This window comes from Lacrimispora sp. 210928-DFI.3.58, from assembly GCF_020554865.1.
Lineage (GTDB): Bacteria > Bacillota > Clostridia > Lachnospirales > Lachnospiraceae > Enterocloster.
This window is the reverse complement of sequence record NZ_JAJCIC010000013.1, coordinates 47,871-74,663: the sequence shown is the minus strand read 5'-3', so window position 1 is coordinate 74,663 and position 26,793 is coordinate 47,871. Positions and strand designations below refer to the sequence as shown.

At 51.0% G+C, this 26,793-nt stretch carries 27 protein-coding genes; 1 reads left to right on the top strand and 26 read right to left on the bottom strand.

The genetic code is table 11. The annotated features are described in order from the left end of the window. Position 1 precedes the first annotated feature (1 nt). The 4 genes from LIZ87_RS10075 to LIZ87_RS10060 form a co-directional block, all read right to left on the bottom strand. Complete coding sequence (locus LIZ87_RS10075; protein ID WP_227146720.1) at positions 2–1,537, bottom strand: sensor histidine kinase; 1,536 nt, start codon at positions 1,535–1,537, stop codon at positions 2–4. A gap of 82 nt (positions 1,538–1,619) precedes the next feature. Beyond that, on the bottom strand, positions 1,620–2,717 hold the full coding sequence (locus tag LIZ87_RS10070) for an ABC transporter substrate-binding protein (protein ID WP_227146717.1): 1,098 nt from the start codon (positions 2,715–2,717) through the stop codon (positions 1,620–1,622). 51 nt (positions 2,718–2,768) lie between these two features. Beyond that, positions 2,769–3,557, bottom strand: a complete 789-nt coding sequence (locus LIZ87_RS10065) for an ABC transporter ATP-binding protein (protein WP_178316694.1) — start codon at positions 3,555–3,557, stop codon at positions 2,769–2,771. Next, complete coding sequence (locus LIZ87_RS10060; protein ID WP_178316695.1) at positions 3,536–4,324, bottom strand: ABC transporter permease; 789 nt, start codon at positions 4,322–4,324, stop codon at positions 3,536–3,538. The genes LIZ87_RS10065 and LIZ87_RS10060 overlap by 22 nt, the downstream gene beginning before the upstream one ends. A 225-nt stretch (positions 4,325–4,549) precedes the next feature. Here LIZ87_RS10060 and LIZ87_RS10055 point away from each other — a divergent pair, with 225 nt between their 5' ends. Beyond that, the gene (locus tag LIZ87_RS10055) at positions 4,550–5,593 is read left to right on the top strand and encodes a LacI family DNA-binding transcriptional regulator (protein WP_178316696.1); all 1,044 of its coding nucleotides are present in this window, start codon (positions 4,550–4,552) and stop codon (positions 5,591–5,593) included. Here LIZ87_RS10055 and LIZ87_RS10050 read toward each other — a convergent pair. The 22 genes from LIZ87_RS10050 to miaA form a co-directional block, all read right to left on the bottom strand. Then, on the bottom strand, positions 5,575–7,062 hold the full coding sequence (locus LIZ87_RS10050; protein WP_178316697.1) for a lactate racemase domain-containing protein: 1,488 nt from the start codon (positions 7,060–7,062) through the stop codon (positions 5,575–5,577). The genes LIZ87_RS10055 and LIZ87_RS10050 overlap by 19 nt on opposite strands. A gap of 252 nt (positions 7,063–7,314) precedes the next feature. Further along, positions 7,315–7,956: a cytidylate kinase-like family protein gene (locus LIZ87_RS10045; protein ID WP_178316698.1), complete on the bottom strand. Its 642-nt coding sequence runs from the start codon at positions 7,954–7,956 to the stop codon at positions 7,315–7,317. Positions 7,957–8,144: 188 nt separating this feature from the next. Beyond that, the gene (locus LIZ87_RS10040; RefSeq protein WP_178316699.1) at positions 8,145–9,056 is read right to left on the bottom strand and encodes an RluA family pseudouridine synthase; all 912 of its coding nucleotides are present in this window, start codon (positions 9,054–9,056) and stop codon (positions 8,145–8,147) included. A 6-nt stretch (positions 9,057–9,062) separates the two neighbouring features. Continuing rightward, a complete protein-coding gene (gene lspA, locus LIZ87_RS10035; protein ID WP_178316700.1) occupies positions 9,063–9,581 on the bottom strand; it encodes a signal peptidase II in 519 nt (172 codons plus the stop codon). After that, the gene (gene aroB, locus LIZ87_RS10030; protein ID WP_178316703.1) at positions 9,578–10,684 is read right to left on the bottom strand and encodes a 3-dehydroquinate synthase; all 1,107 of its coding nucleotides are present in this window, start codon (positions 10,682–10,684) and stop codon (positions 9,578–9,580) included. Before aroB ends, lspA begins: the two co-directional genes overlap by 4 nt. A 221-nt stretch (positions 10,685–10,905) precedes the next feature. Next, entirely contained in the window at positions 10,906–11,418 is a 513-nt protein-coding gene (locus LIZ87_RS10025) for a cell division protein SepF (RefSeq protein ID WP_178316701.1), read from the bottom strand. Positions 11,419–11,462: 44 nt separating this feature from the next. Next, entirely contained in the window at positions 11,463–12,143 is a 681-nt protein-coding gene (locus LIZ87_RS10020) for a YggS family pyridoxal phosphate-dependent enzyme (RefSeq protein ID WP_178316702.1), read from the bottom strand. A gap of 55 nt (positions 12,144–12,198) precedes the next feature. Then, a complete protein-coding gene (locus LIZ87_RS10015; protein ID WP_227146714.1) occupies positions 12,199–13,599 on the bottom strand; it encodes an HlyD family efflux transporter periplasmic adaptor subunit in 1,401 nt (466 codons plus the stop codon). A gap of 215 nt (positions 13,600–13,814) precedes the next feature. Beyond that, a complete protein-coding gene (locus tag LIZ87_RS10010) occupies positions 13,815–14,234 on the bottom strand; it encodes a twitching motility protein PilT (protein WP_178316849.1) in 420 nt (139 codons plus the stop codon). Between the two features lie 89 nt (positions 14,235–14,323). Further along, positions 14,324–15,292 carry a D-alanyl-D-alanine carboxypeptidase family protein gene (locus LIZ87_RS10005; protein ID WP_178316855.1) on the bottom strand — a complete coding sequence of 323 codons (969 nt, stop codon included), beginning with the start codon at positions 15,290–15,292 and terminating at the stop codon, positions 14,324–14,326. Continuing rightward, positions 15,292–15,687, bottom strand: a complete 396-nt coding sequence (locus LIZ87_RS10000; RefSeq protein ID WP_178316850.1) for a methylglyoxal synthase — start codon at positions 15,685–15,687, stop codon at positions 15,292–15,294. Before LIZ87_RS10000 ends, LIZ87_RS10005 begins: the two co-directional genes overlap by 1 nt. A gap of 20 nt (positions 15,688–15,707) precedes the next feature. Then, positions 15,708–16,829: an FtsW/RodA/SpoVE family cell cycle protein gene (locus tag LIZ87_RS09995; RefSeq protein WP_178316851.1), complete on the bottom strand. Its 1,122-nt coding sequence runs from the start codon at positions 16,827–16,829 to the stop codon at positions 15,708–15,710. 1 nt (position 16,830) lies between these two features. Next, positions 16,831–17,112 carry a cell division topological specificity factor MinE gene (minE, locus tag LIZ87_RS09990; protein WP_178316852.1) on the bottom strand — a complete coding sequence of 94 codons (282 nt, stop codon included), beginning with the start codon at positions 17,110–17,112 and terminating at the stop codon, positions 16,831–16,833. Between the two features lie 15 nt (positions 17,113–17,127). Beyond that, a complete protein-coding gene (gene minD / locus LIZ87_RS09985; RefSeq protein WP_178316853.1) occupies positions 17,128–17,919 on the bottom strand; it encodes a septum site-determining protein MinD in 792 nt (263 codons plus the stop codon). 82 nt (positions 17,920–18,001) lie between these two features. Further along, positions 18,002–18,670 (bottom strand): septum site-determining protein MinC, encoded by a 669-nt coding sequence (locus LIZ87_RS09980; RefSeq protein ID WP_178316854.1) that lies wholly within the window; start codon positions 18,668–18,670, stop codon positions 18,002–18,004. Between the two features lie 50 nt (positions 18,671–18,720). After that, on the bottom strand, positions 18,721–21,642 hold the full coding sequence (locus LIZ87_RS09975; protein WP_227146712.1) for a penicillin-binding transpeptidase domain-containing protein: 2,922 nt from the start codon (positions 21,640–21,642) through the stop codon (positions 18,721–18,723). Then, positions 21,635–22,165, bottom strand: coding sequence for a rod shape-determining protein MreD (gene mreD / locus LIZ87_RS09970; RefSeq protein WP_178315370.1), 531 nt, complete (start codon positions 22,163–22,165; stop codon positions 21,635–21,637). The genes LIZ87_RS09975 and mreD overlap by 8 nt, the downstream gene beginning before the upstream one ends. Continuing rightward, the gene (gene mreC / locus LIZ87_RS09965; RefSeq protein WP_227146709.1) at positions 22,162–23,007 is read right to left on the bottom strand and encodes a rod shape-determining protein MreC; all 846 of its coding nucleotides are present in this window, start codon (positions 23,005–23,007) and stop codon (positions 22,162–22,164) included. The genes mreD and mreC overlap by 4 nt, the downstream gene beginning before the upstream one ends. A 93-nt stretch (positions 23,008–23,100) precedes the next feature. Then, positions 23,101–23,796, bottom strand: a complete 696-nt coding sequence (radC, locus tag LIZ87_RS09960) for a RadC family protein (protein WP_227146706.1) — start codon at positions 23,794–23,796, stop codon at positions 23,101–23,103. 76 nt (positions 23,797–23,872) lie between these two features. After that, complete coding sequence (locus tag LIZ87_RS09955; RefSeq protein WP_227146703.1) at positions 23,873–24,124, bottom strand: DUF4321 domain-containing protein; 252 nt, start codon at positions 24,122–24,124, stop codon at positions 23,873–23,875. Positions 24,125–24,188: 64 nt separating this feature from the next. Then, on the bottom strand, positions 24,189–25,484 hold the full coding sequence (locus LIZ87_RS09950; protein ID WP_227146700.1) for a methionine gamma-lyase family protein: 1,296 nt from the start codon (positions 25,482–25,484) through the stop codon (positions 24,189–24,191). Between the two features lie 313 nt (positions 25,485–25,797). Further along, the gene (miaA, locus tag LIZ87_RS09945) at positions 25,798–26,757 is read right to left on the bottom strand and encodes a tRNA (adenosine(37)-N6)-dimethylallyltransferase MiaA (protein WP_178316500.1); all 960 of its coding nucleotides are present in this window, start codon (positions 26,755–26,757) and stop codon (positions 25,798–25,800) included. Positions 26,758–26,793 lie beyond the last annotated feature (36 nt).

Here is a 26,793-nt window from a genome sequence, read left to right as displayed (position 1 = left end):
GTTAACCCCTCTTCCATTTAAACTCCTTAAACCGCAATTCCTTTCTGGGCTCATAGCGGGGAATCATCACAAAAAAGCTGGTTCCCTTTCCCGGAGTGCTCTCCAGCTTCATCTTGCCGAAATGCCCCTTTACGATCTCCCGGACGTAGTAGAGTCCCATTCCCCAGTTGTGAGTGGTGCTCTTGCTGGTGTAAAAGGGATCGAAGATCCGCTGCCGTTCCTTCTCCTCGATGCCAGCTCCGTTATCCTGTACCTCGAAACCGATATAGAGCCGCTCGCTGTGCAGGATCAGCTTAAGCCGCTCACCCGTTTTTCCCGATGAGACAAAGGCCTCATGGGCGTTGATGAGAAGGTTATAGAGAGCCTCCCCCAAATGACGGCAGTCTGCCAGAATGGACTCCTGTCGGTTCCCCGACAGCTCCACAGGCGTATCCTTGTATTTTTTGTGGAACAGCTCTGTGGCCAGCTTTGCCGCCTCGCCGGCCTGGAGCGGCACCAGGGTCAGGGAGTTGGATTTGATACTTTTATAAAGCTCCTCCATCCGGTCCAGCATGCTTTCATTCATCTCGTTCAGCATGCACGCATACTCTGTAAGCCTCTGAAGGTCCGGCTTTTCCAAGGTTAGCTCGCGGCGGATCTTTTTGCACAGCACGCGGTTTGACAAAAGCTGGTTCTTGATCCCGTGTATAAACACGGTAGCTCCCATGCTGGCTGTGTCAAATTTTCTCTGGATGCGGATATCATCGATGCTCTCCCTGCGGTCGATCTGTGTGTAGCTGCGCAGGCTCCAGAAGCCCAGCACCACGAACAGAAGGGTAAAGGCCGTAAACAGATACCATCCCTTGATGCTCATGGTGGAGTTGGTGTAGAGCTTCCCTGAAAAGCGCATGTATTCCAGCGAATAGATCTGGTACACCTGGATGGGGTCCTGAATGCAGTAGACCGAATACTGAATGGTCACGCTCAGGATAAAAAGCATGATATAGCGGAACTGACGTTTGCAGTGCGGGATCGTTGTACAGTAGTATTCATAGACGATCAGAAATACCGCAGCGGCCAGATACCCATAGATCCAGCAGGAGGAGAACTTCATCAGAAAGGTCTGGAGGGCGAACCTGCCCTTCACCAGCCGAAAGAAGCATGCCGGATAATAGACGGTCAGGCTTGCCGCCGGAGGAAGAAAGACAGCCCAGCTATGGGGCTTCATTCTCAGCACCAGCGGGATCATACTGTAATTGACGGCAACCAGCAGCAGGAAGGGCGGGAACAGGAAGCGTCCCAGGGCTATCATATATCCGAGGCTTCTTAAGGGAAAGAGCATATAGGACAGCCTGCGCTGGAGCCTGGTGCCAAAAAACAAAAACAGCTTTTGCTCCGGCGACAAGCCCCCTGTCTTTGCCAGGTAAATGATAATGCCTACAAACATGATAATAAAGCTGAAGCACATTCCCAGCAGAAAGAAGTTCTGCCTGTCACGCCTTAAAAAGAACAGAATAACGGATGAAGCTGCAAGAAACAGCAATATGATAAAGAGCATAATCCTCTCCTGTGCGATAAGGAAAAGGCGGGATCAGCTTTTGATCCCTGCCCTTTTCTTGTGGCCCTGGCTGCTTATGGATCTATAATTTGTTTGCCTCGTAAGCTTCTTTCATAACGTCAAAGAGCACGTAATTTTCCACATCCACCTTACCGGTCAGACGGCCGCCGTCGATGAACACCTTCTGCTGGTTCTCATAGTAGCGCTTGATGGTGCCGTCCTCTAAGCCCCTGCCTAAAAACTCACTGGTGATATCCCAGTTGCCCTCTCCTACGCAGGAAAGCATGGTATCCGCACTGACCTCGCACTGCTTTGCAACCAGCCCTGCCACCTCTTCAATATTGGCGCTTCTGTAGTCAGCCGCCTTCTGGAGAGCCCGTGTGAAGCGGACCAAAAGGTCATGCTTCTCCTCTGCGAACTTCGCTGTTGTGATGAAGCTGGAGGGGAAGGTGGCCTGATCGATGAAGTCCTGATTGGTAGCCAGCCATACGGCCTTGTCCCCCAGGGCCTCGTCAATTGTTACGGTACCGGGAGACCAGGAGGCGCAGGCATCCACATTGCCGCTGATCATTGCGGTCACAATGCCGTTGGCATCCATCTCCACGATCTCAAGCTCATCCGGAGAAATGCCCTCGGACTGCAGGGCCAGCTTCAAAATGATCTCCGCGGAGGTACCGCTGGTGGCGGCCACCTTCTTTCCCCTCAGATCGGCAATGGAATGTACGCCCTTATCCGCATTTCCGATCACCGCATCCGCAAGGCTGGTGCAGTCGATCTGGAAGATCAGAGCCTCGCCTTCGGCGCACAGTGCATGGGCGCCGTGGCCGATCTGGGAAATATCAATATCACCGGAAGCCATGGCAGCGATCTCAGCCGGACCTCCCTGGAACTCAACAAGCTCTACGGTCAGTCCCATCTCCTCAAAGAAGCCCTTGTCCCTTGCTGTCACTGCCAGGGACGCGCTTCCCATATTGGGCATGTAGGCAACGCGCAGTGCTGCCGGTTCAAAGGTTTCCTGTGCTCTGGCCTCTGTCTCAGCAGAAGCCTCAGAGCTTTCCTGTTTTGCCTCCGGGGCCGCTGCTGTGGAAACAGCCGCTGTCTCTGCCGGTTTTCCTGCACAGCCTGCCAGTAAAACTGCTGCCATTGCTGCAGCGAATAACACGCTTACTCTCTTTTTCATCATAATCCTCCTTTTACCCGGTTAAACGGGATAATTTTCCATATATACGGCCTACTTTCTTACCTCCAGATACTCCTGGTATACCTCGCCCCAGATGTAGCTCTTTAAATCCAGGAAGGGAAGCTCCATCTTCATCTCCTGGGTCCGGGGATAGGGAAGATTGATATCTACGATTTTCTTGATACGTCCAGGCCGGGCGCTCATGATAATCACTTTGGTGGCAAGGATGACAGCCTCCTCCACATCGTGGGTGATGAAAAAGCAGGTCTTCTTCTGCTCCTGCCAGGTTTTGATGAGCTCCGACTGGAGCTGTGTCCTTGTCTGGGCATCCAGAGCCCCAAAAGGCTCATCCATCAAAAGCACAGAAGGGTCTACGGCATAGGCCCTGGCGATGGCCACGCGCTGCTTCATACCGCCGGAAAGCTCCTTCGGATAGGAGTCGGCAAACTGTTCCAGATCCACCATCTTCAGATACCTCAGGGCCGTCTCCCTGGACTCCTGCTCTCCCATTCCCTTAAGCTTTAATCCGAACTGCACATTCTTGAGAACTGTCAGCCAAGGGAACAGGGCATACTGCTGGAATACAACGCCGCGCTCCGGCCCAGGCCCCTTTACTTCCTCGCCGTCCACATACACGGCGCCGGAGGAGGGCTCCAAAAGGCCTGCGATAATATTCAACAGGGTGGATTTGCCGCAGCCGGAGGGTCCTACCACACAGATAAATTCATTTTCCATAATGTCAAGGCTGACTCCGTTTAAGGCGATCATATTGCCGTTCCGTCCGCTGTATACCTTCTCAACCTTGTCGATCCTTACCTTTACTGTACTGTTTCCTGCCATCCTGTCAGCTTCCTTTCTAAGAATTTAACCAACTGCTCCATCAACATTCCGATAATACCGATAATAAGGATACCTAAAAGCACAGTCGCCATATCGTAATAGCCCTGAGCCTTCTGGATCATCATGCCCAGCCCCTTTGAAGCGCCGGTAAGCTCTGCTGCCACCAGCGTGGTGAGGGAAGCGGAAAGCCCAAGCCTTGTGCCTACCAGGATAAATGGGGTGGAGGCCGGAATCACTACCTGAAAGAAAATGTCCTTGTCCGTTGCGCCCAAAACCCTTGCAGCCTTGATAAGAGTCACGTCCACATTGCAGACACCCTGATAGATCGTGACTACCAGTACAAGGAAGGATGCGATGAAGATCACGATAACCTTTGCCTTCTCTCCCACGCCGGCTCCGGTGATGACTAACGGTATGTAGGCCAGAGGCGGGATATTTCGCACAAACTGCACCCATGGGGCGACCAGATTGCGGAAGGGGGCGTACCAGCCCATCAGGAAGGCGATGGGGATGGATATCAGAAAGCCCAGTGAAAAGCCTGCGATCACGCGGAAAAGGCTGATATAAATGTGGGGCCACAGGGTCCCGTCCGAGGTTTTCGCCACCATCTGCGAAAATACCTCCCAGGGCTCTGCGAATACAACTCCTCCGGCCTCTGTGGATGCGATAAAGATCCACAGCAGAACGGCCAGAATAAGAGACAGCACCATCCAGGCGCTATCAGGGATCTTCGTCCAAAAGGACATGCTCTTTTTACCTGTCTCCATAAATAACCTCCTGCTTCTTTGACGGCAAATACCGTGTTTGTTTTGAATGACTTCAGTTTACTCCCATCCACAGATGAAAAACAGTATGAAATATTATCATACCTTCCGCTTAAAGCGGTACAGGCGGTTTTGCATATTTTCACGAAAACATTTGTGTATATTGCCATAGAATTTTCCCTTTTCTTCTTATAAAATAAAAGAGATTGAGTAAAATGGAGGTTTTTCATGACTTTAAAAGAAATCGCGGCAGAGGCCGGAGTATCCATCTCCACTGTCTCCCGTGTGATCAATAAAAGCAGTAAATGTCCGGCCAGCCGTGAGGTGCAGGACCGGATCTGGGAGATCGTGCGCCGTACCGGCTATACGCCCAACAGCTCTGCCCGTGAGCTGAAGCTGGGTTCCTCCTACGGGGCAGGAAGCCCTTCCAAATCCATTGCATGCCTGTTCGCCAGGGTCCCCGCAAGGGAGGCCGACAGCTTTTTTGGCTCTCTGGCCCGCAGCATTGAGGAGGAGGCCTTCCGTTACAATTATATTATGAAATACACCTTCAGCGCATTTGAGATCAATTACTCCAATATCTTCCGCCTGATCTCCGACAACCATGTGGACGGTCTGGCTGTGCTGGGACGCTGCGACAAGCAGCTGCTTAAATTTCTCAAGCAATACTTCAAATGCATTGTTTATACAGGACTCAACAGTCTTGATGCAAAATACGACCAGATCATCTGCGATGGATATCAGGCAGCTGTTTCCGCTGTCGAGCATCTCATCCAGCTGGGACACAGCAGGATCGCCTACATTGGCGAAACAGAACGTGAGGACCGGTACCGCGGCTATTGTGCAGCCTTAGATAAGGCCGGGATTCCCTTAAAAAAGGAGCTTGTGTCCAATGTCCCCCTCTCTTTTGAGGGAGGCTATCTGGGCGCCTCCTCTCTGATCGGAAATGGCTGCGGGGCCAGCGCATTTTTCTGCAGCAACGATGTCACTGCTATCGGAGCCATGCGGGCCATGAAGGAGCGCGGCCTCTCCATTCCGTCGGATGTATCCCTGATCAGCATAGACGATATTGATGCGGCCCAGTATCTGACGCCTATGCTTACCACCGTCCATATTCCGGTGGCTGAAATGGGACAGATGGCCGCCAAAATCCTTATCGACCGGATCGAAGGAGGCCATTCCCTTCCCATGCGGATCAGCCTCCCCTACTATATCGCTAACCGCGAGAGCTGCGGGACATTCCGCCCGCCGGCCTATGAACAGCAGGTGTGATGGCCGTAAGCATCCATGCCGTCCCGTGAGGGGTCCTTCATGCCCAGATGTACAGCTGCCACCTTGAAGGTGAGAGGAAGGGCAAGGATATTTGGCTCATTGCCCACATATTTCTTCTTTGCGTCCTCAAGGGCCTCCTCAAAGGTCGCCCGTGTCTTGAGGCCCATTCCTCTCGCATAGCCGGGGTCCTTTGCTCCTACGATATAAATGGCGCTGGTATTCATCTCCGCAATATGGCCGCAGCTCATCATGGAAAAGCCGTGGAAGGGATGGAAGGCGTTGGCAAACCGGTACTTGCGTATGTATTCCTCGTTTGTGCCGAAATACTCTCCCAGGCGGTTCATATCAGGAAGCTCATTCATCTCATCGTGCTGGAACCACTCATAGCATTCCCGCAGGTAAGGCCACCTGCTGTCATTGAAAAAGCCGTTGCAGAGGCTGGAGCATATGATCACGCAGCGGTCGCTCATTACACGCTTAAATCTCAGCACCTGGGCGGAAAGGGCCTGCATCATCATAATGGGATTTGTTCCCATGCCGTCTCCGTAATGAAACTTCTGCGGCATACCGAACACAAGGACATCGTATTTCTTCTCTGCCCAGTGTACGTAAGTCCTCTTATCTGCGATTTTCCAGGACAGGGGCATCATTTCCCTGGCGTAGCCGGAAAAGATTGCGATCTGGCGGCTCTTAGTGTCAAGAACCGCATCGCAGCAGAAGAAGGGATGTCCCATCTTCTCCTCCATCTTCATGGATATCTCATCAAACTTGTTTCTCATCAGGCTGCTGTTGTTTACAGGCGTGAAGTCATCCCGGTGCATGACAGCCGGAACATGATGGCTTGCAATGGACTTCCAGTTAGTGATTCCCGTTGCGCTGTGCTTATAGCCGCCGGAATAGCCGCCGTAGGGATTGCCCTGGACATGGCCGATGAGGATCGGCAGATCAGCCTCAAATACATATTTACTCATAAAAACAGGATCACCCCTGTCCGTAAGCCCCAGATCCACCATATGCTCATGATCCTCGGAATCATGGCTGATGATCTGACCGCTATGCCAAAATTCATTGTACAGCTCCGGGCCAAACAGGGCCCTTGCATCCTTGTCCGTGCTGCGGGGATGAAGGCCGTTGGAAATGATGAAGAGAATATCCTTTTTCTCCACGCCGGCGCTGTAGAGATCCTGGAGAATGTATTTGATCGATAATTTGCGGTGGCTCGTAGGCTGTTCGCCGCCCTTTACACGGTCCGGCACGATAAACACGACTCTGCTCCCCTTCTGTACCAGTTCCTTTACCGTCGGCATTCCTATGGGATGATCCAGACTCTCGCGGTATGCCGCTTCCAGCTGTTCCTCCGGTATGTACGGCGGATCCGGAACAGTCACTCCCGGAATAAATTCGTCTGTATTATCCGGCAGATCGGCCCCCATTGTGCCTGCGCCATACTCAAATTCAAAATGCTTCATCCTGCGTCCTCCTGTCTTAATGCACAATTTTAATTGAAAATAGTTCCTTTTTCTTGTAATGATTATAGCAAACTCCTTGGTTCCGTCAATGATTTTTGCGCAAATACTGTGGGAATTTTACGCAAACGTTTGACTAATATCCAGCCGCTCCTTCGGACTCCGGAAGAGTTTCCTATGCAACAAAAAAATCGGATCAGATATCATCAGCTGATATCAAATCCGATTTTTCTTCATTATGCCGGAACAGGCACCTTATTTTTTCTTCTTCATCCACTCCTGCTTTGTCCTTGCAAAATTCATGATCACCTCAACTGCGCCCTCCGGGCCAACGGTGCTGCTGTTGATGCAGAGGTCATAGCTTCTGGGATCGCCCCATTTTTTATTGGAATAGTAGTTATAATAGCTGGCTCTCTGTTTGTCTGTCTTTATCATGATATCCTTTGCTTTGGACTCATCTACATGGTAGAGCTCCTTTAAGCGGTCCATCTTATCCCTGTCATTTCCCGTGATAAAAACACTGACCACATGGGGATAATCCTCCAGCGCATAATCTGCGCAGCGCCCTACAATAACACAGGGAGCTTCGTCTGCCAGCTTCTTGATGGTGTCAAACTGTGCAAGGAAGATCTTATGGTTGATAGGCATATCGGAATATCCCGATGTGGTATAACCCATGGAATAAGAATCCATCACCAGTGAATACAAAAAGCTGCTGGTAGGACGCTCGTCGTGCTTTTCAAACAGCTCCTCACAGAGGCCGCTGTGCTTTGCTGCCAGTGAAAGCAGTTCTTTATCATAGCATTTTACATTCATCTTCTCAGCCAGCATTTCACCGATCAGCTTACCGCCGCTGCCGCACTGTCTTCCGATTGTAATAACAAGATTATCTGTCATATTCCATACCCCTTTCTGCTGAACCTGTTGTAGTCGATGGGAGTTATCGTCCATCTATATGGATATTATAACTCAAAGTTTCAGAAAAGTATATAGAAATGTACAAAAAAATGCGAAATACAGAAATCCTTTTATACAATAATGACAACTTATCATGAAATGTATGTCTATTGCTGTTGGGATGCACCTTAAGCCAGTATCTCTAAAAGCCTTGAGAAGTAATCCGGCAGAGGCGCCCTGAATTCCATGTAAACTCCGGTGCGCGGATGGATGAAGCCCAGAATGCCTGCATGGAGGGTCTGGCCCTGGAGGCCGGAAACCGGGCATTTAGCGGGGCCGTATAAGGCATCGCCTAAAAGGGGATGATGGATGCTTGCCATATGAACGCGTATCTGGTGGGTGCGTCCTGTCTCCAGGCGGCATTCCACATGAGTATACTGCTTTAAGCGCTTCAGCACCCGGTAGTGGGTCACTGCGTTTCTTCCCCTGTTATAGTTGATGCTCATCTTTTTCCGCTCCACAGGATGGCGTCCAATGGGGGCATCGATGGTCCCCTCGTCCTCCTTTAAAACGCCGTGGACAATGGCCTCATACCGCCTTGTCATGGAATGCTCCTTCAGCTGGGCAGCAATGGAGTTATGGGCCATGTCATTTTTGCACGCAATAATAACCCCGGTAGTGTCCATATCGATCCGGTGGACAATGCCGGGACGCATCACGCCGTTGATGCCGGAGAGCTGGTCCCTGCAGTGGTACATAAGGCCATTGACCAGAGTGCCGGTGTAATGCCCGGCTGCGGGATGGACTACCATCCCCTTCGGCTTATTGATCAGCAGCACGTCCTCATCCTCATAGAGAATATCCAGGTCCATGGGCTCTGCCACGATCTCCGGCATAATAGCCTCCGGCACCTCCAGGGAGATCATGTCCTCCTCTTCCACCACATAGCTGGCCTTCACCGGCCTTCCGTTTACAAGGACCTGTCCTGCCTTCAGAAGCTTCTGGATGTAAGAACGGCTGATATCCTCACATTCCAGGGAAAGGTACTTATCAATGCGCACATCTTCCTCTTGGCTGCCAACATAAAATTCCTGTTTCAAGAGAACCTAATCCTCCTTTTTCTTTTTCAAAGAAAAGCAGGCCATATCCTCATCCTTGTAGTACAGCATCACAAGCAGCACCAGGCAGAAGGCACCGATGGTCACATAGCAGTCCGCCACATTAAAGATGGGGAAATTGATCAGTTTAAAATAGAGGAAATCCACCACATAGCTCTGGCTTAAGCGGTCGATCATATTGCCCACTGCCCCTGCGCCTATGAGGAGGAGGCAGACAGTTAAGGGGCGGTATTTCCTGTCATCAGGCATACGGATGAGCATGTAGCCAATGGCCCCCAGCACGATCATGGCAATGAGGGCAAAGAACACCTGCTGCTCCTGGAGCATTCCAAAGGCTGCTCCCCTGTTTTCAGAATAATAAAATTCAAATACCCCTTCAAGAACCGGGATGGGGGGATTCCCCTTCAGATAAGTAGTTACAAGCCCTTTTGTCCACTGATCCAGGCCTGTCAGGATAACAAAGCCTATGATAAAGCGGAGGAAAAGGGAACGCTTCTCTCTGCTCATGCCTCTTTTTTACCTCCAAAAGTGATAAGGTCAAAGCCCGCTTTCATCTCCTCCTCTGATACGGTGCGGTCTACGAAGGCATCTCCAGCCTCTCTTAGGAGCACAAACTTGATGGAGCCGGAATCCATCTTCTTATCACTCTTTGTGGTGAGCAGGACCTCCTGCCAGTTAAGGCCCTCTGTGGCAACAGGAAGGCCGAAGGAGAGAAAGGTATCCCTGATATCCTGTACGGTTTCCTCTGATATCATTCCGCGAAGCTGGGAAATGCGGGCAGCCGCCACACAGCCCATGCCAACGCAGTGGCCGTGGAGCATGGAGAAATCCTTCAGCTTTTCCACTGCATGGCCCAGAGTATGGCCGAAATTGAGAAGAGCCCGCTCTCCCTGCTCTGTGGGATCAAGCTCCACCACATTTTTCTTGATCACATTGCTCTCATATACCATGGTGCGGCACAGATCCAGATCACGTGCCAGGATGCCTTCACGGTGTTCCTTCATCCACTCATAATATGCCTTGTTTTTGATCAGTCCATGCTTGATGACCTCTCCCATACCGGAGGAAAACTGCTCCTCCCGCAGGGTGAGAAGGGTTGCCAGGTTGGAATAAACCAGCTTTGGCATGTGAAAGGCTCCCACCATGTTTTTATAGGCATCAAAATCCACCCCTGTCTTTCCGCCAATGCTGGAATCCACCTGGGATAACAGTGTGGTAGGGATCTGGATAAAATCAATGCCCCGCAGGTAGGTGGCGGCGCTGAAGCCGCAGAGATCCCCTACGACGCCTCCGCCTAAAGCAGCCAGCACGTCCTTCCTGTCAAAATGCTCTAGGATCAAATGCTCATAAAGGCCCCGCACGGTGTCCAGATTCTTATGCTCCTCTCCTGCCGGGAAGGTGTATACAGAAACGTATTTACAGCAGGTGTCAAGGATGGCCTTTACCTCCTCCAGATAAAGGGGGGCTACGTTGGAATCTGTCACAATACAGATCCTTCTCTCCTTCAGCGCCAGCTTATCCACCTCTTCCTTTAAGCCTTCAAAAGAGGTCTCCAGCACAATATCGTAAATTGGAACATTGTCCCTGCAAACAGTCAACCGGTTTTCCATCATGTTCTCTCCATTCTTTTCCTGTAAAAGTCCTGCCGCCGGATAGGCGGCATGCGTTCAGGGATGCCAAATGCGCCCGCCGGACTTTCATGGTGCTGTGGCGCGTCCGATGCCGGGCGTATGTGGGTTTCCTATGTAACAACAAATCGGCAGACTTTTGAGGTCTGCCGCATGTATGTTCTCCCTTTTGGATCCATCTCTTCTCACAGAAGGCATGTCCCCTACAGACGGATATTAAGCCCTGATACATCCATACCCATTGCTCCGCCTGCCGCCAGGATATCCTGGAAATCACCGGATAGCTCTACGGAATCAGGAGTTGCAATGAAAATGAAATTGGATATCTTCTGCAGGTTGCCATTCATAGAATAGGTGGCCCCTGACGTGAAATCAATGATCCTCTGCGCTACTTCTGTATGTATACCTTCCATGTTAAGTACCACTGCCTTCCCTGCAAGCAGGTAATCGCAGATGTCTCTGGAATCTTCCATGGATGTGGGCTTGATCATAGTAACTTCCATGCTCCTGCGCATAGGAACTACCTTTGGAGTGGATCTTCCCAGGAATCTTGGCTTCTCCTGCTCTTCATCCTCCTCATAATCCCCACTGCTCTTCTTTGAGAACAGGCCCTTGCGCGGTGCTTCCTCTTCAAAGTCATCATCCAGGTAGTAGTCATCTTCGTCCTCATCAGGGCTTAATCTCATGGTATCCATTAACTTACCTAACAGACTCATTTTACTCTCTCCCATCTCTATATGAAGTGCCTTGCTGCGGCACCTTATCGTGCACCAAAAATACCGGTGCCGACTCTCACCATGGTTGCGCCTTCCTCAATGGCTACCTCATAATCCCCAGTCATTCCCATTGATAACACAGCCATAGTAACATTATCAATGTTTTTCTTACCTATGTCAACAGCAAATTCATATAATTTTTTAAAAACTTCTCGATTTTCTTCTGGATTCTCTACAAAAGGCGCAATTGTCATCAAACCCTTAATATGGACATGGGGGAAGTCCTTGATGGTCATAATGGCGTCCTCCACCTCTTCCAGGAAGAATCCGTACTTGCTCTCCTCCCTGGCTACATTGACCTCCAGAAGGATATCAACGTCCGTATCCTTCTTTGCTGCTTCTGTCTCGATCTGTTCAGCCAGACGCAGGGAATCAACAGAATGGATGAGCACAGCTTTTCCCACAACCTGGTGAACTTTGTTGCGCTGCAGGTGGCCGATCATGTGCCAGCGGATATCCTCAGGCAGCTGCGGCTTTTTTGCAACGATTTCCTGGACCTTGTTCTCCCCGAAATCCCTGGCTCCGCCCTCATAGGCCTCCTCCAGCATGGGAACGGGCTTCGTCTTGCTGACCGCGATCAGGGTGACCTCCTCCGGCTTTCTCCCTGCGCGGATGCAGGCCTGCTCTATGTTCTTCTGTACTTCCCTTAATTGTTCCTTTACCATAATATATCCTCCTTTTTCTGCAAAAGTCCTGCTGCCGGATAGGCGGCATGTATGTTTATTGATATAACAGCTGGCCCTCCTCCACCATGGAAGCGTCCAGCACAATATGATCATAGACAGAAAGGCTGTAGCTTGCGCCCTTCCGCACAGTATAGTACTCACTGTTGGAATCCAGGATATCGATCTGTTTAAAGATGGTATATCCCTTATTAATGTTGTAAACGCCCTTTAAGGACGCTGTACGCCCGATCTGATAGCGCTCCGTGGACTCCGGACGCACAATGTAATCCCCGGCTGCAAAGCCTTCCTCACCGGAGGTATCAATGTAATAAAATTCCTCATCGCTGTAATAAAGAGTGGTGGGAATAAACTCAATGGAGGGAGTTCCTCCTTCGCCGTATACCTCCTTGTAAAAGCCCGGATCAGAGGAATCTCCGCCCTGTCCCATATATTCCACCGGTATGAGGAAAAAGTTTTTGTCTGTGACAGCGCTTGCAGGGATCTTCAGGCCATCCGCCTTGTCTAACAGCACTTCAAACTCCACAAAGCGGTCGGAAATAAACTGCTCCATATATTTTTTAAAGTCCAGCTTTCCGTATGCGCCTCCGTCCTTTCCTGTTATGACGGAAAAGGGACAGGAAACCTTCAGGGAATCATCGCGGAACTGGACCGTCAGGGAGCTTTTATCCCTGTAGAGGCTTTCATCTTCCTCCTTGATAGGAAAAAGCACGGACCAGTTCTCCGAGGTCACGATCTTGTAGGCAGGGCTTCCGCTCTCAATGAGCTTTCCTGACTTGTTCATGGTCTTTGTGTAACCGGTCAGGGCAAAGCAGGAGGCATCCACATCGGAGGGTGTCATGGATTCATAGGAATCAAAGCTGTAGGATACTACACCGGACACATCGGAGCGTATCTGCTCAAACACAGCCTTTGACTCCTGGGCCAGGCGGTCCAGCTGATCCAACGTGCTGAAGCTGGAATACTCCATCACAGCGGCCTCCAGAGAATATCTGGCATCGTAAATGCTGTAAAAATTGCGGCCGCTTAAGGAGAGCACAGTGGAGGTCAGCTGCTTGCGCAGATCAGCCAGGCTTTCGTCAGAAAGGGCCTGTCCCTCCTCTGCATTTTCCTTCAGAAGGTTTTCCAGATTTCCTGTTTCATCCAGGGAGTAGATCCTGGTTCCCACAGAAGCACGCTTGCCTTCCCGTAAGTAGTAATTGATGTAGCCGGAGTGGTCTGCATTTTTTATCTGCTCTTCCCGCAGGATCAGTCCCGTATAAATCTTATTATTTACGATTCCGCCCTCTACAACCTCATAAAATTGTATTTTATCCCGCTTCAAATAAGTGGATACGCTGAATACAAGGTATATGAAAATGATCGCAAAAATGATCATACCCACATTGATATTTAAGGGTCTTCTGTAACGGACAATTTTACTTTTCTTTTTTGCCATGTAGAAAGGATACTCCCTTCAATATTCATAAAAAGAAGTTTGCTTGTGAACTTCTCCGCCTGCAGCAGGCCGCTCCGCAGTGCGATCCTGCCGGCCGGGCTTTTTGTCACATAGAAGATCCTATGTAACAAAAAACTGCCTTCCGTACCAGGCATTGTTCCTGGACACGGCAGGCAGCCTTATACTCCTGTCATTCTATCACAGAAATTATATCATTACAATGAAATAATCACATCACCCTTAGCACACTCTGGGAGCTCGTCTGCATCCATGGACATGCTGAGTATAAATGTTACATGATACTTTTCACCGATTTTTTTCAATGTCATATAGGTATCGGAAATATCAGCCCCTTCTAAGCATGACAGCTTTAAAAAGCTGTCCAGATACATAGTCTCTAAATCATGATCCTGAGAAATAATACCGCAAATAAAACCTACAAATGCTTCACTACTGGTAATGGGGAATTCATTCACATTAATGAGACGGATCCTGTTATTCAGCTCATACATATGCTGGGCGCTCTTGTCAAGGTAAACGACTGTTCCATTAGCCCCCTTGATCGCTGCATTAGCCATGTCTAACAGATGTTTGGTCTTGCCTTTACCTTTTCTTCCTGCAATAATCTGAACCATACCTATCTCCTCCTTGAGTTATATATGTTGTATAAAAAATCAATTAAGATTAATCTAATTATAGTATAACTTAGTAGAAAGCGCAATCACTATTTGACGATTTTAGAAATTATATTTGACATATTATCATATAGATGGGGGCGGCTGTCTGCTTTCAGCACAACAGATATATATTCATTGCCAGAATCATCCTGTTCTGCCATGATCAGGCAGTAGCCGGCAGCCTGGGTGGTGCCTGTCTTGCCTCCGATCACTGTCACGCCCTCCGGCGCTTCCCTCTCGCCTACCATAAACCAGTTGCTTCCCTTCCAGGTTTTGGAAATACTCTCTCCCGCCCTGTTCCGGTAATTTGCCGTGTAGGCAGCAGAACCTGTCACTGTGCGGAATACAGGATACTTCATAGCCTCATGGAAGATCAGATAAAGGTCATAGGCTGTCGTATAGTGGTCTGTGCTGTGAAGTCCATGAGGATTTACAAAATGAGTCCCTGTTGCCCCCAGACGGGCAGCCTCCTCATTCATCATGTCTGCAAAGCCTTCTATGCTCCCTGCCATATGGACAGCAATGGCTGCTCCCGCATCATTGCCGGAGGGAAGCATGAGTCCATATAAAAGCTGCTCCAATGTCAGGATATCTCCCGGCTGGATGCCGCATAAGGTGGCGCCGGCTTCTGTGATCACCGCATCCTCTGTCACTGTTACCTGGGAATTCAGGTCCCCATATTTGATGGCAACGAGAGCTGTCATTACCTTTGTGATACTGGCAGGATACATGCGTTCAAAGGCATCCTTGCTGTAAAGCACCTGGCGGTTCTCCTCGTCAAAAAGAGCTGCCGCCTCAGAGGTGACAAAGGCGCTGTCAAAGGCCTCCTCATCCGTAACAACACAGAGATCCGATGCAAAGCCATCTGCAAATCTGGAAACAGCGGCTTTTTCCTCCTCCAGAACCCCGATACGCTCCTTCAGAGAATAGGTGTCCTTTAGCTCTGCCTGGCAGCCTGTAAGGCCCAGGACAGCAGCCGCCAGAAGGATGGCGAGCCCCCGCTTTAAGGCGGACATTATCTGACTACCTCGCGCCACTCCATATCGCCTCTGTCCAGAGCCTTGATCAGAAGCTCAGCGGAAGCTAAGTTGGTAGCCAGAGGAATATTATAGATATCGCACTGGCGCACAACATCGTTGACATTAGGCTCATGTGATTTAGGATTATGCGGATCCCTCAAAAAGATAACAAGATCCATCTGGTTATGCTCTATCTGTGCAACCATCTGCTCTGTGCCGCCTAAGTGGCCTGCCAGATATTTGTGGATGTTCAAATTCGCCACTTCCTCGATCAGCCTTCCTGTTGTTCCCGTGGCATACAGGGTGTGCTTGCTTAAGATCCCCCTGTACGCAATGCAGAAGTTCTGCATCAGCTTTTTCTTTGCATCATGTGCAATCAAACCAATCGTCATATTCTGAAACCCTCCTTGGATTAATTATGTCTTACTTCTCTTTGAAGCCCTACGTTTAACACCAGCCCCATCCCGATAAAAATACTGATGAGAGAACTGCTTCCAAAGCTGATAAATGGAAGCGGCAGTCCTGTATTTGGGAAAATGCCAGTGGCAACTGCAATGTTGGCAAAGGCCTGGAACGCGATAAGCGTCGCCATCCCGGCGCACAGAAGCTTGCCGGAAAGATCCTTCGCCCTTGCAGCCATCATAAGGCATTCATATACAATCAGTAAAAACAGGATGATCACAATCACACAGCCCCGAAACCCCAGCTCCTCGCCGATCACGGCAAAGATGAAATCCGTCTGCTCCTCTGACAGGAAATTCCCGTTTTTAACAGATGCGATCGTAGTATTAAAAAGCCCCTTACCCGCCAGCTGGCCGGAACCAATGGCGATGATCGAGTTGTTCTGCTGGTAGCGGGCCTCCCCATACTGTTCCGGATAGAACCAGGCCAGGATACGTCCTGCCTGATACTCCTTGATAAAAGGGATCATGCCGTGGAGCAGCAGGTAAATAAAGGTGGCGACCATCGGGACCGTCACGGCCAATGTGCCGCCGATCCACTTGTAGCTGATGCCGCTGGCAAATACAATGCCCAGTACAATGACAAGGATCACAAGACAGGTGGAGAGGTTTGGCTGCTCAAAAATGAGAACGGCCGGAATCCCGAACATCACTGCCGCGATTACAACAGTGCTGACCTGATTGATCTTTTCCTGATATTTCATGAAATACCAGGAAAAGGTCGTGATCAGTCCGATTTTCACAAACTCAGAAGGCTGGAGCTGTCCAATGACCGGCACTTCAATCCAGCGCTTTGCATTATTCACCGTTTTACCCCAGATAAGCACGGCCACCAGGCTTCCAATACAGACAGCATAGATGACCGTGCTCAGATTCAGGATCTTGTGGTAGTCAATAAGTGAAAGGCCGATAGCGATGGCTAATCCCACAAGGACACCCATCAGCTGCTTTCCCACATAATCGGAATCCATATTGGTAGCGCTCCGCACAACGAGAACACCGATGACATTCAGTGCGATCATATAAAAAATCAGCCGGAAATTGAAATGTCTGAAATCATAATCCAAAAACATGTTAAAAAAGCCCCTTATTCGATATGGAACGGATCGGAATGTTGGCATGAAGTACGCCCAGCCCCCCAGCTTTGCCTGAGGGCTGGCCGTCGGTATCCATTAAGATCTGGACACTCTCCTTTTCTATCTCCATATATTTTGAAATGGCATGTATCATGTCATCCTTTATCATCCGTATCATCTCAGGCGAGCAGCCCGCCTTATCTGATATCAGAAGCAGCTTAAGCCGCGTCTTGGCCGTCTCCTTGGAGGGGCCTGCCGCATACCGCACAAACCATCTCACGATACACCTCCTCTTCTAGGCACGGCGAAGAGCTCTTCGCAGCCTTGCAAAAAAGGTGTCAGCCTGTCCTGGATCCGCCATCGGGACGCTCTCGCCCAACAGCCTGCGGCAGACATCCAGATACGCCTGTCCTGCCGGAGACCCCATGCCTACGAGGGGCTCCCCCTGATTAGTGGAAACTACAATGTCCTCATCGTCCGGCACAGCGCCGATGATGTTTACTGCCAGGATGTCTGTCACATCCCCCAGGGACATCATATCTCCTCTCCTCACCATATCGCCGCGGATACGGTTGACGATCAGGTCGATCTCCTCCATCTGGGCATGCTCCAAAAGGCCGATAATGCGGTCTGCATCACGGATAGCCGAAACCTCCGGCGTTGTTACTACCAACGCCCGGTCTGCTCCGGCAATGGCATTGTAAAAGCCCTGTTCAATGCCTGCGGGACAATCTAACAGTATGTAGTCAAACTCTTCCCTCAGGTCATTTACCAGTTTGATCATCTGCTCCGGGCTGACAGAGGACTTGTCCCGCGTCTGAGCCGAGGGCAGAAGGTAAAGATTCGGATATCTTTTGTCTCTTATCAGGGCCTGCTTCATACGGCAGCTTCCCTCTACCACGTCTACAAGATTGTAGACAATGCGGTTCTCCAGTCCCATGACCACGTCCAGGTTGCGGAGGCCGATATCTGTGTCGATCAGCACTACCCGCTTTCCCAGGATAGCCAGTCCTGTTCCCACATTGGCAGAAGTAGTTGTCTTGCCTACCCCGCCTTTTCCAGAAGTAATCACAATGACTTCACTCATAGGAACCTCCTGAAAAATAAACATTAGCTTTACTTTCCCATTGTACATTAAATTTCGTAAATTTACCAGTATTTTTTTGGTATCAGGTGAAATTTAACATATTGTTTAGAAATGTCTTTTTTATGGCGCGTATTGTAAGCTCCCCGTCCTGGACAGAAGCGATCATCGGTCCGCGGCCCAGACGCCTGTTTTTTTCATTGAAACGGTTTGTCAGGTTTCCGATCCGTATCTGCAGGGGAGCCATTTCAAAGGCTACCACCACCGCGTCCATATTTCCTGCCACTCCTGCTGTCACAGTGCCTTTCAGTTCTCCCAGGACAATGATGTTTCCTTTGGCAGTCACCCTGGCACCGTGCTCCACATCGCCGATGATGACAATGCTGGCCTCCGACTCCAGGGTATCTCCCCTTTTCAGCACACCCCGGTAGAACTGCCCTGTCTGGGAGTTTAATTCCATTAATTTGTCAGTCAGTGCTTTTTCACATCGCTCAATGCGCTCTGCGTCTGTGTCCAGAAGGCAGAGCACCTCGATCTGTGAATTTCTCGTAATCGTATCAACAATCGCAAATTCCTGGCTGGGAGTGAGCGGACGGCCCTCCAGAGTCAGGGTCATTTGTACAGAGCCCCAGAAACGGGCGCTCTCCCTGAATTTTTTGCCTATTGCATCAAGAAGCTCCTCAAAGGGGATCGCAGGATCCAGGATCACCGTCATACCTGCTCTGCTGCTCTTGATCACTACCGAATTGTGCATACAATCACCTCATTTTTTTGCAAAGCGTCCGCAGCCGGGCGCATGAAGGTTTAATCACCAATAGTTACATTTGATACGCCTAAGGCTCCGGATCCCAGTATCTGCTCCAGAGTCGTATATCCATAATAATACTCATAGACCTTTTTGCCAAGGGTCGCAGCGTTAGTTCCCGCATATCCGAAGGGGATATTCACCGTCACCGCGATCTCAGGATGGCTGTAGGGGGCAAAGGAGATAAAGAACGCATGGTTGGAACGCGTCCTGTCCTCCTGGGCCGTACCGGTCTTTCCCGCCACCTCCACCACAAGGTCTGAGAAAATGCTTCTGGCAGAGCTGTTCGTAATCACCCGGCGCATACCTGTCTGCACTGCGCTCCAGGTACTGTCAGCTGCCTCCACATGGTTGCTGGCAGCCGGCGTATAGTCTGTGATCAGGTTGCCGTCAGAATCTGTCAGCTTATCTAAAAGGCTCAGCTCAAATACGGTACCCCTGTTTGCAATGGCTGCCACATAGCGGGAGAGCTGCACATTGTTGAAGGAATGGGTGCCCTGTCCCATGGCAGAACGCTCCGGGTCCTCTGTGGAAAGCTGCGGGGCATTTTCTGATATCTCTACGCCGGAGGTGTGATCCAAACCGAACATGGAGGCGTATCTGCGGATAGTCTCCAGTCCCTGCTCCGGCGAGTAGGTGCCGTCTTCCTTTGTAGAGAGGCGGTGGGCCAGCTCTGAGAAGAAATAGTTGCAGGAATTCTGGATTCCCTCTTCCACTGTCTGGGCATTGTGGCGGCCCGGGAAGATCCAGCACCGGATCGCCTTGGAGACCAGGTCATAAATACCCGTACAGTCAATGGTATCCGTTGTTGAGATCACACCCTCCTCCAGGGCGGCTACTGCCGTAATAGGCTTAAAGGTAGAGCCGGGAGCCTTCAGAGCCTGGGTGGCATTGTTGTAAAGAGGCCTTGATAAGTCGTCCTGGAGCTGGGCAAAGTAGGCGGCGTCCACGCTTCCCGACATCTGGTTGTTGTCATAGCTGGGATAGGTCACAAGAGCCCGGACCTCCCCGGTGCGCACGTCTGTGACAACGCAGCCTGCCGTACAGGGATCCAAGGCCAGCTGGGCCGGTGTGAGCTCAATGTTTGATATTTTTTCCTTTATAAAGGCAAAGGCATAGCTGCTGTCCCCTGTTTCCAGGGCAGCAATGGCCTGGGGATCCTGAGCAAGTACGCCTTGTGCAAAGAGAGCCAGGCACAGCTGGTTTCCTGTGATGACTCCGTCATTCACAAGGTAGCGGAACATGCGCTTTGTAAATTTGGTATCCTGCTCCAGCTGTGAAATGATGTAATCCACCAGCTGGGCAAAGATATCGTCCGCGTCAGAGTATTTGCTGGCAATATCCAGCTTTGTGGTATCCACCCAGCTTCCTGCGATGCCGCTGTAAATATACTCTCTGAGGCTGATGGTCCCTTCGCGGAAGGCCAGGTATTCCTCCGAGGTCTGGTCGATCTTATCCCTCTGGATAATGCCAACAGAGGAGTCTGACAGATAACTGTAAATATAGTTCATATAGGTGGACATATCATCGGGAAGGCTGTTCATGGGCGCCGGATGGCTGCTCATGAGCTCGCTTTGTATGGAGGCAAGGATGCGGTCCCTGGAAGCAGTATAGGTGCCATAGATCTCCTTCTCAATGGGGGATGCGTCGTCCTTTGCCATGTCGGAAAGAGAGAGCACATTGTTATTGATGAGCTGATAATAGGCATCCTTTACCGGGATGGGCACCTTGGAGGAGTCGGTGATCTTTGTCACATCCACGTCCTCATTTACCAGGTGATAAGCAAGGATACCTGCCAGCTGCTGCTCGATCAGATTGTATATTGCGATCTGCAGATCATGGTCAATGGTGAGATAGACGTCATTTCCCGCCTTTGCATCGATCTGTTCGATGATCTCCCTGGGCCGTCCCATATTGTCTACATACATTCTGGAGAAGCCCTTTTTTCCCTGAAGCTCCAGCTCCATGGATTTCTCAATGCCGGTGCGCCCTACCACATCATTTAAGTTGTACTTGTCCTCCCCGTCTGCAGGAGCCTTCCTGCCCTCCTCTGTCTGCCTCCACTGCTCATTGAGTTCCGCCAGCTGATCCTCCTGGACCTTTCCCGTGTAGCCGATGATAGGAGCAAAATAGATGCTGTCCATGTATTTTCTCACATAGGACTGCTCCACGGAAACGCCCTTCAGATAAGGCATGTTTTCATTGATCTCCGTCATGGTCTCCTGCGTTACATTGGTGGCTACCGTGGTCGTCTCGTATTTCTGATACCTGGTCAGGTTCATAGTGTATATGATATTGATGATATCCAGGGCAATATCATCCGGGAGGACAAGGGCATTTCCCTTCTCGTCCTTCATCTTATCAAGGCCGTAGGACTGCTTTTTCTGTTCAAATGCCTCCCTGGCAGTAATGTCGGACGGGTATTTTCCCTTTGCGTCATCCAGCTTGTCTGAGGAGGAAAGGCCATAAAAGTTTAGAAGGAACCGCTTCTTGGCTGCATCGGAGGAGCAGGTGAACACCATCTCCCCGTCTGCATCCATGGCAATCTCCAGCTTTCCTTCCACCTTCTCCCCGCGGCGGTCCAGGATCGTCACCAGGCGCAGGAGCATGGCGTTGCGGTCAGCGGGCCTGGGATAATCTCCCATGTCCTGGATGGTGATGGAGTAAGCCAGCTCATTGTAGGCCAGGATCGTTCCGTTCCGGTCATAAATGTTGCCTCTTGTGCCCGGAGAGGTCACGCTCTTTTCTGTCTGCTGCATGTATTCGTCCTGGTATTTCTTGCCGTCCAGGATCTGCATGTGGAACAGCTTTACGATCAGCCCTGAAAACATCAGGGTGAAGATGACAGAAAGGGCAAAGAGCCTTGAGCCTAAAAGCTTTTTAAAAAAGTCCTGTATAATTTCAAGCAGTTCATCAAACAATGGTGTCTCTCCTTTTTCCGATATCCTCCACGCGTCTGCTGGCGGATAAGAACAGCCTGTATATCAAAAGCGTCGTAACAGAGGTAAAAATGATCTCAGGAAGCATGATATTCCTGAAATAATAGGGAAGATCCAGCCGCCCGCGGATCAGAAAACGGAATACGTACACGTACATGCTGTACCATAATCCGTTCAGCACGCTGAGGATCAGTGGAAGGTTGATGTAATCCTCATAATAGTACTTTGTGAAGATACCGTTTACGTATCCGATATAGAGATAGATCAAGGTATAAAAACCAAAGGGGCCGCTGTAGAACAGGTCTAACAGCAGGCCGGACAGCACGCCGTAGGCCATGCCCGCATTCCGGCCATGGATAAAGCCGAAGGAAAAAGTCAGGATCAGCAGCAGGTTAGGCGTAGCAGCCAAAAATGGAAGCAGCGGGAACACACAGTTCTGCACCGTAAATGCCAGCACAATGAACAGGACATTAATGAACATCTGTTTTATCTTTGCATTCTTCAACGGCTTTCCACCTCTTCCAGTTCCTTTACATCCGTCAGTATCAGGACCTCCTGAAGATTGTCGAAATCAGCGGCAGGGATCAGATAGCCTGACTGGGTCAAATGATCCGGGTCCATGGTGACATCCACCGCATAGCCGATCAGGATACCCGGGAGAAACTTCGTACTGATATTGGAGGTAGTGATCTGGTCCCCGTCCCGGAGTACGGCATCCTTTGAAAAGTCCGTGAGCTTCAGCCTTCCCTCCGCGTAGAGTGTCAGATCTCCTGCCACAATACAGTTGTAGGAGGAATCCACTGACATGGCTCCCACACGGCTGGAGTCATCGATGATGGAACGGACCGTAGCATAATTGGCGCCCACGTCCGTTACGATCCCCACCAGGCCTCCGTCTGCCACCACGTTCATATCCACGGCCACGCCGTCAGCAGAGCCCTTATTGATGCGGAATACCTGGAACCATTTCTCGGAGTCTCTGGCAATGACCCTGGCTCCGATCTTCTCATACTGCATATATGTCTGATCTAACTGGTAGAGCTCCCGCAGGCGGTTTAACTCAAACTGCTCTGCCTGGAGGCGGTTGTTGTCCTCTGTCAGCTGGGCCACCTGCTCCCGCAGGGCTTTATTTTCGGCCAAAGCATCCTTTAACTTGCCGTAGTTTGTGAGCTCATTGTAGAGCCCTGTCCCCACCTTGTTGACGCCTGACTGGATGGGGATCAGGAAATAGCCCACGCCGGTGCGCAGAGGCTCCATGATGCCGTCTTTCAGAGAGGTGACGGAAATTAACAGCACACAAAGCACTGTCAGGACAATCAATATATATCTGCTGCGTTTTGATTCCATGGATTTGATTCCTTTAAATGATGATGTTGGGGGCAAAAGGTATTTTGACCCCTCCGATACCGGATTGCTTCGCACTACGTGCTCCCGCAATCCTCATATGATGTTCTGTTCCCGGAAACTTAAGTATTCTTTGTCTCCGATGATAATGTGATCCAATAGGCTTACGCCGACTAATTCCCCTGCCTCCCGGATACGCTGTGTCAGCAGCTTGTCGGCTTGTCTGGGGGCCGGATCTCCGCTGGGATGATTGTGCACCAGCACCATGCCCACTGCCAGGCAGCGCAGGGCCTCGATGAGGATCTCCCTGGGAGTGATGACAGAGGCGTTGACCGTGCCTTTCGACAGGGTAAGCTCCCGTATGAGCGCCTGCTTTGTGTTCAGGAACATGACCCGTATCTCCTCCTGCTCCAGATGGCGCATATCTTCCATATAGTAAGCGGCGATCTCTTCCGGGCCCTCAAAGGTCAGGGCGTTCTCCCTGGCCTTCCGCTTCCAGATACGGCGGGAAAGCTCACCAATGCACAGAAGCTGTGCGCCCTTCACCGTACCCACGCCCTTGATCGAGGAAAAATCCGCCAGAGAATGGTGCAAAAGCCCCAGCAGGCCCTCACCAGGGCTTCCAAGGGCTAGTATCCTTCCGGCCAGCTCTAAGGAGCTCTCCTCCCGGCTGCCCGTTCGTATGATAACCGCCAGAAGCTCTGCATCCTCCAGGGCTTCCGGGCCCTGGCGCAGGCATTTCTCATAGGGGCGGTCTTCATTTGGTAAATCCTTCATACGTATTCTTTCCATATATCCTCCAGTCTACGCACCTCTCCAAGTACATTCTGGGGAATGGAACAGTAACACATACATCAATGCCAGCCGGTCAGATCAGCCGGTATATGATGAGGGCCACCGCGATCCCAATGATGCTTGCCATAGTGATCTTGATGGTGAGCCCGAAGGTGATGACCAGTATGCCGAAGTCGATGACAAGAGGGGAATTCAGGCCAAAGGACTGCCCAAAGTTCAGCCAGCCCAGCCAGGAAATCCCTTCCGCCAGCTGTCCCATAAAGCCGCCCAGCACGATGCCTGCCAACAGCATGATCAGAAGGATCCAGAAATTCTTGTATCTCATATGCGCTCTCCTCCGGTATATTGTATACCTAACTAATTCATATTACCATAAGTTTCCTGGGCTGTCATCTTAAACTTTTCAAAACTCCATCATCCAGCAGCTGCTGCAAAGACTTTAGGATCCCCAGCTTTGCGTGATACCAGGTAAGCCCTCCCTGGAAATACACAGCATATGGAGGTTTAATGGGGCCGTCGGCGGACAGCTCAATGGAGGAGCCCTGTACAAAGGCTCCGGCTGCCATGATGACCTGGCTGTCATAGCCCGGCATATCCCAAGGCTCAGGGGTGACGAAGCTGTCCACAGGGGCAGCTGCCTGGATGCCCTTACAGAAAGCAATGACACCCTCCGGTGTGCCGAAGGTGATGGCCTGGATGATGTCATGGCGTGACTGGCTGCCATCCGGGACAACGGCAAAGCCCAGGCGCTCATAAATATTAGCCGCAAAGATCGCTCCCTTTAATGCTCCGGCCACTACGGTGGGAGCCAGGAACAGTCCCTGGTACAGCTGCTGGTTTAAGCCTAAGCTTGCTCCCACTTCCTTGCCCAGTCCCGGAGCGCTTAAACGGTAGGATGCCCTGTCCACACAGTCCTTTTGGCCTACAATATAGCCTCCGATAGGTGCAAGGCCGCCTCCCGGATTCTTGATCAGGGAGCCCACGATCATGTCAGCGCCCACATCAGTAGGCTCTATGGTCTCCACAAACTCGCCGTAGCAGTTATCCACCATGCAGATGACCTCAGGCTTTATGCTCTTAACAAAGGAGATCAGCTCCCCGATCTGAGAAACAGAGAGAGTCGGGCGCGGATCATAGCCCTTGGAGCGCTGGATCGTTACCAGCTTTGTGCGCTCATTGATGGCCTTTTTGATGTTGTCATAGTCAAAGCTGCCGTCCGGCAGAAGGTCCACCTGGCGGTAGGTAACGCCATATTCCTTTAAGGAGCCCACGGAATCGCGGATGCCGATAACCTCCTCTAAGGTGTCATAGGGCTTTCCCACAGGGGAAAGAAGCTCATCTCCCGGACGCAGGTTGCCGGAAAGGGCAATATGGAGGGCGTGGGTCCCGCTGATAAGCTGCGGGCGCACCAGGGCGCTCTCGCCATGGAATACGCTGGCGTAGACCTCCTCTAAGGTATCGCGTCCAAGGTCGTTGTAGCCGTAGCCTGTGGTAGCTGCAAAATGGATGTCGCTGACGCGGTTGTCCTGCATCCCCTTTATGACCTTCAGCTGGTTGTACTCTGCCCGCTCGTCAATCTCCTGGAAGCGCGGCTTTAACTGCTCTTCTATCTCAGATGCAAACTCCAGTACCTGGCTGCTGATGCCCAGGTTCTCATACATCTGGTCTAATACATGATGTTCCATTGTCTGTCTCCATTCTCATTTCGTACTTGAGTTTCCGCAGTTTGCGCCGGGCCTGCCGGAAGGAAGGCTGGGGCGACTTTGCAGGATCTTAGAAGTGCTTAGGCAGCTGGTTTTTTCGTTCAGGGCCGCATCAATGACTGTTTGAGCGCAGCGAGTTTCTTTGATGCGGCTCTGGCTTTTAGAAAAAAACAGGTGTCTTAGCACTTCTTAGGTCCGAAACCCGGAGCCTCCAGCCCTCCTTCCGGCAGGCCCGGCGCAAACTGCGGAAACCTCAAATTTCGTATGGTTGCTGTTTGTTTCTGCCAACGGTTTGTTATTGTAGCACAATCCCGGCGCTCTTGCAATCCTCTAATATCTTTGCAAGCGCTCCCTCCAGCCCATTCTCCCATTCGGACAGGTTCAGCCACCGGACATCCCGCTCTCTCCTGAACCAGGTGAGCTGGCGCTTGGCAAAGTGGCGGGTGTCGCGTTTCAGGATATAGACGGCCTCCTCCAGGCTGCAGCGTCCCTCCAGATAGTCAAGGATCTCCTTGTAGCCCAGGCCCTGCATGGAGGTCTGGCCCCGGTGGCAGCCCATGGCCTTTAAGGCTTTTACCTCCTCCACCAGTCCATTCTCAAGCATCAGGTCCACCCGGCGGTCAATGCGTTCATAGAGGACTTCTCTCTCCATGTGGATGACGTAGTAAAGGAAATTGTAGGGCGATTCCTTCCTCCGCATGGCCTCGTTGTGAAGGGAGATCTTCTCTCCTGTCAGCCGGTAGTATTCAATGGCGCGGATGACGCGCCTTACGTTGTTGGCATGTATCTGCGCGGCGGATTCCGGGTCGATCTCCGCCAGCATGCGATGGAGCAGAGCCGGAGCCTCCTCTCCCTTTTCTCTGGCAAATTCCTCCAGCTCCCGGCGGATGGGGCTTTCCTCCTCATTTTCCTTGAAATCAATGTCATAGAGAAGGGCCTGGATGTAAAAGCCCGTGCCTCCGGTCACAATGGGGATGGCCCCCCGGCGCCGGATATCCTCCAGGGCCTTTTTCGCCAGGGCCTGAAAGGTGACAACATTAAACTCCTCATCGGGCTCCAGCACATCGATCAGATGATGTGGGACACCCTCCATCTCCTCACGGGTGATCTTAGCGGAGCCAATGTCCATATGGCGGTAGACCTGCATGGAATCAGCGCTTATGATCTCTCCTCCTATGGCCTTTGCAAGGCGGATGGACAGGGCTGTCTTTCCGGCCGCAGTGGGGCCTGTCAGTATGATGATAGGCGGCTTCATGTGATTTTCCTCCTCCCGGCACGTTCAATATCTGTT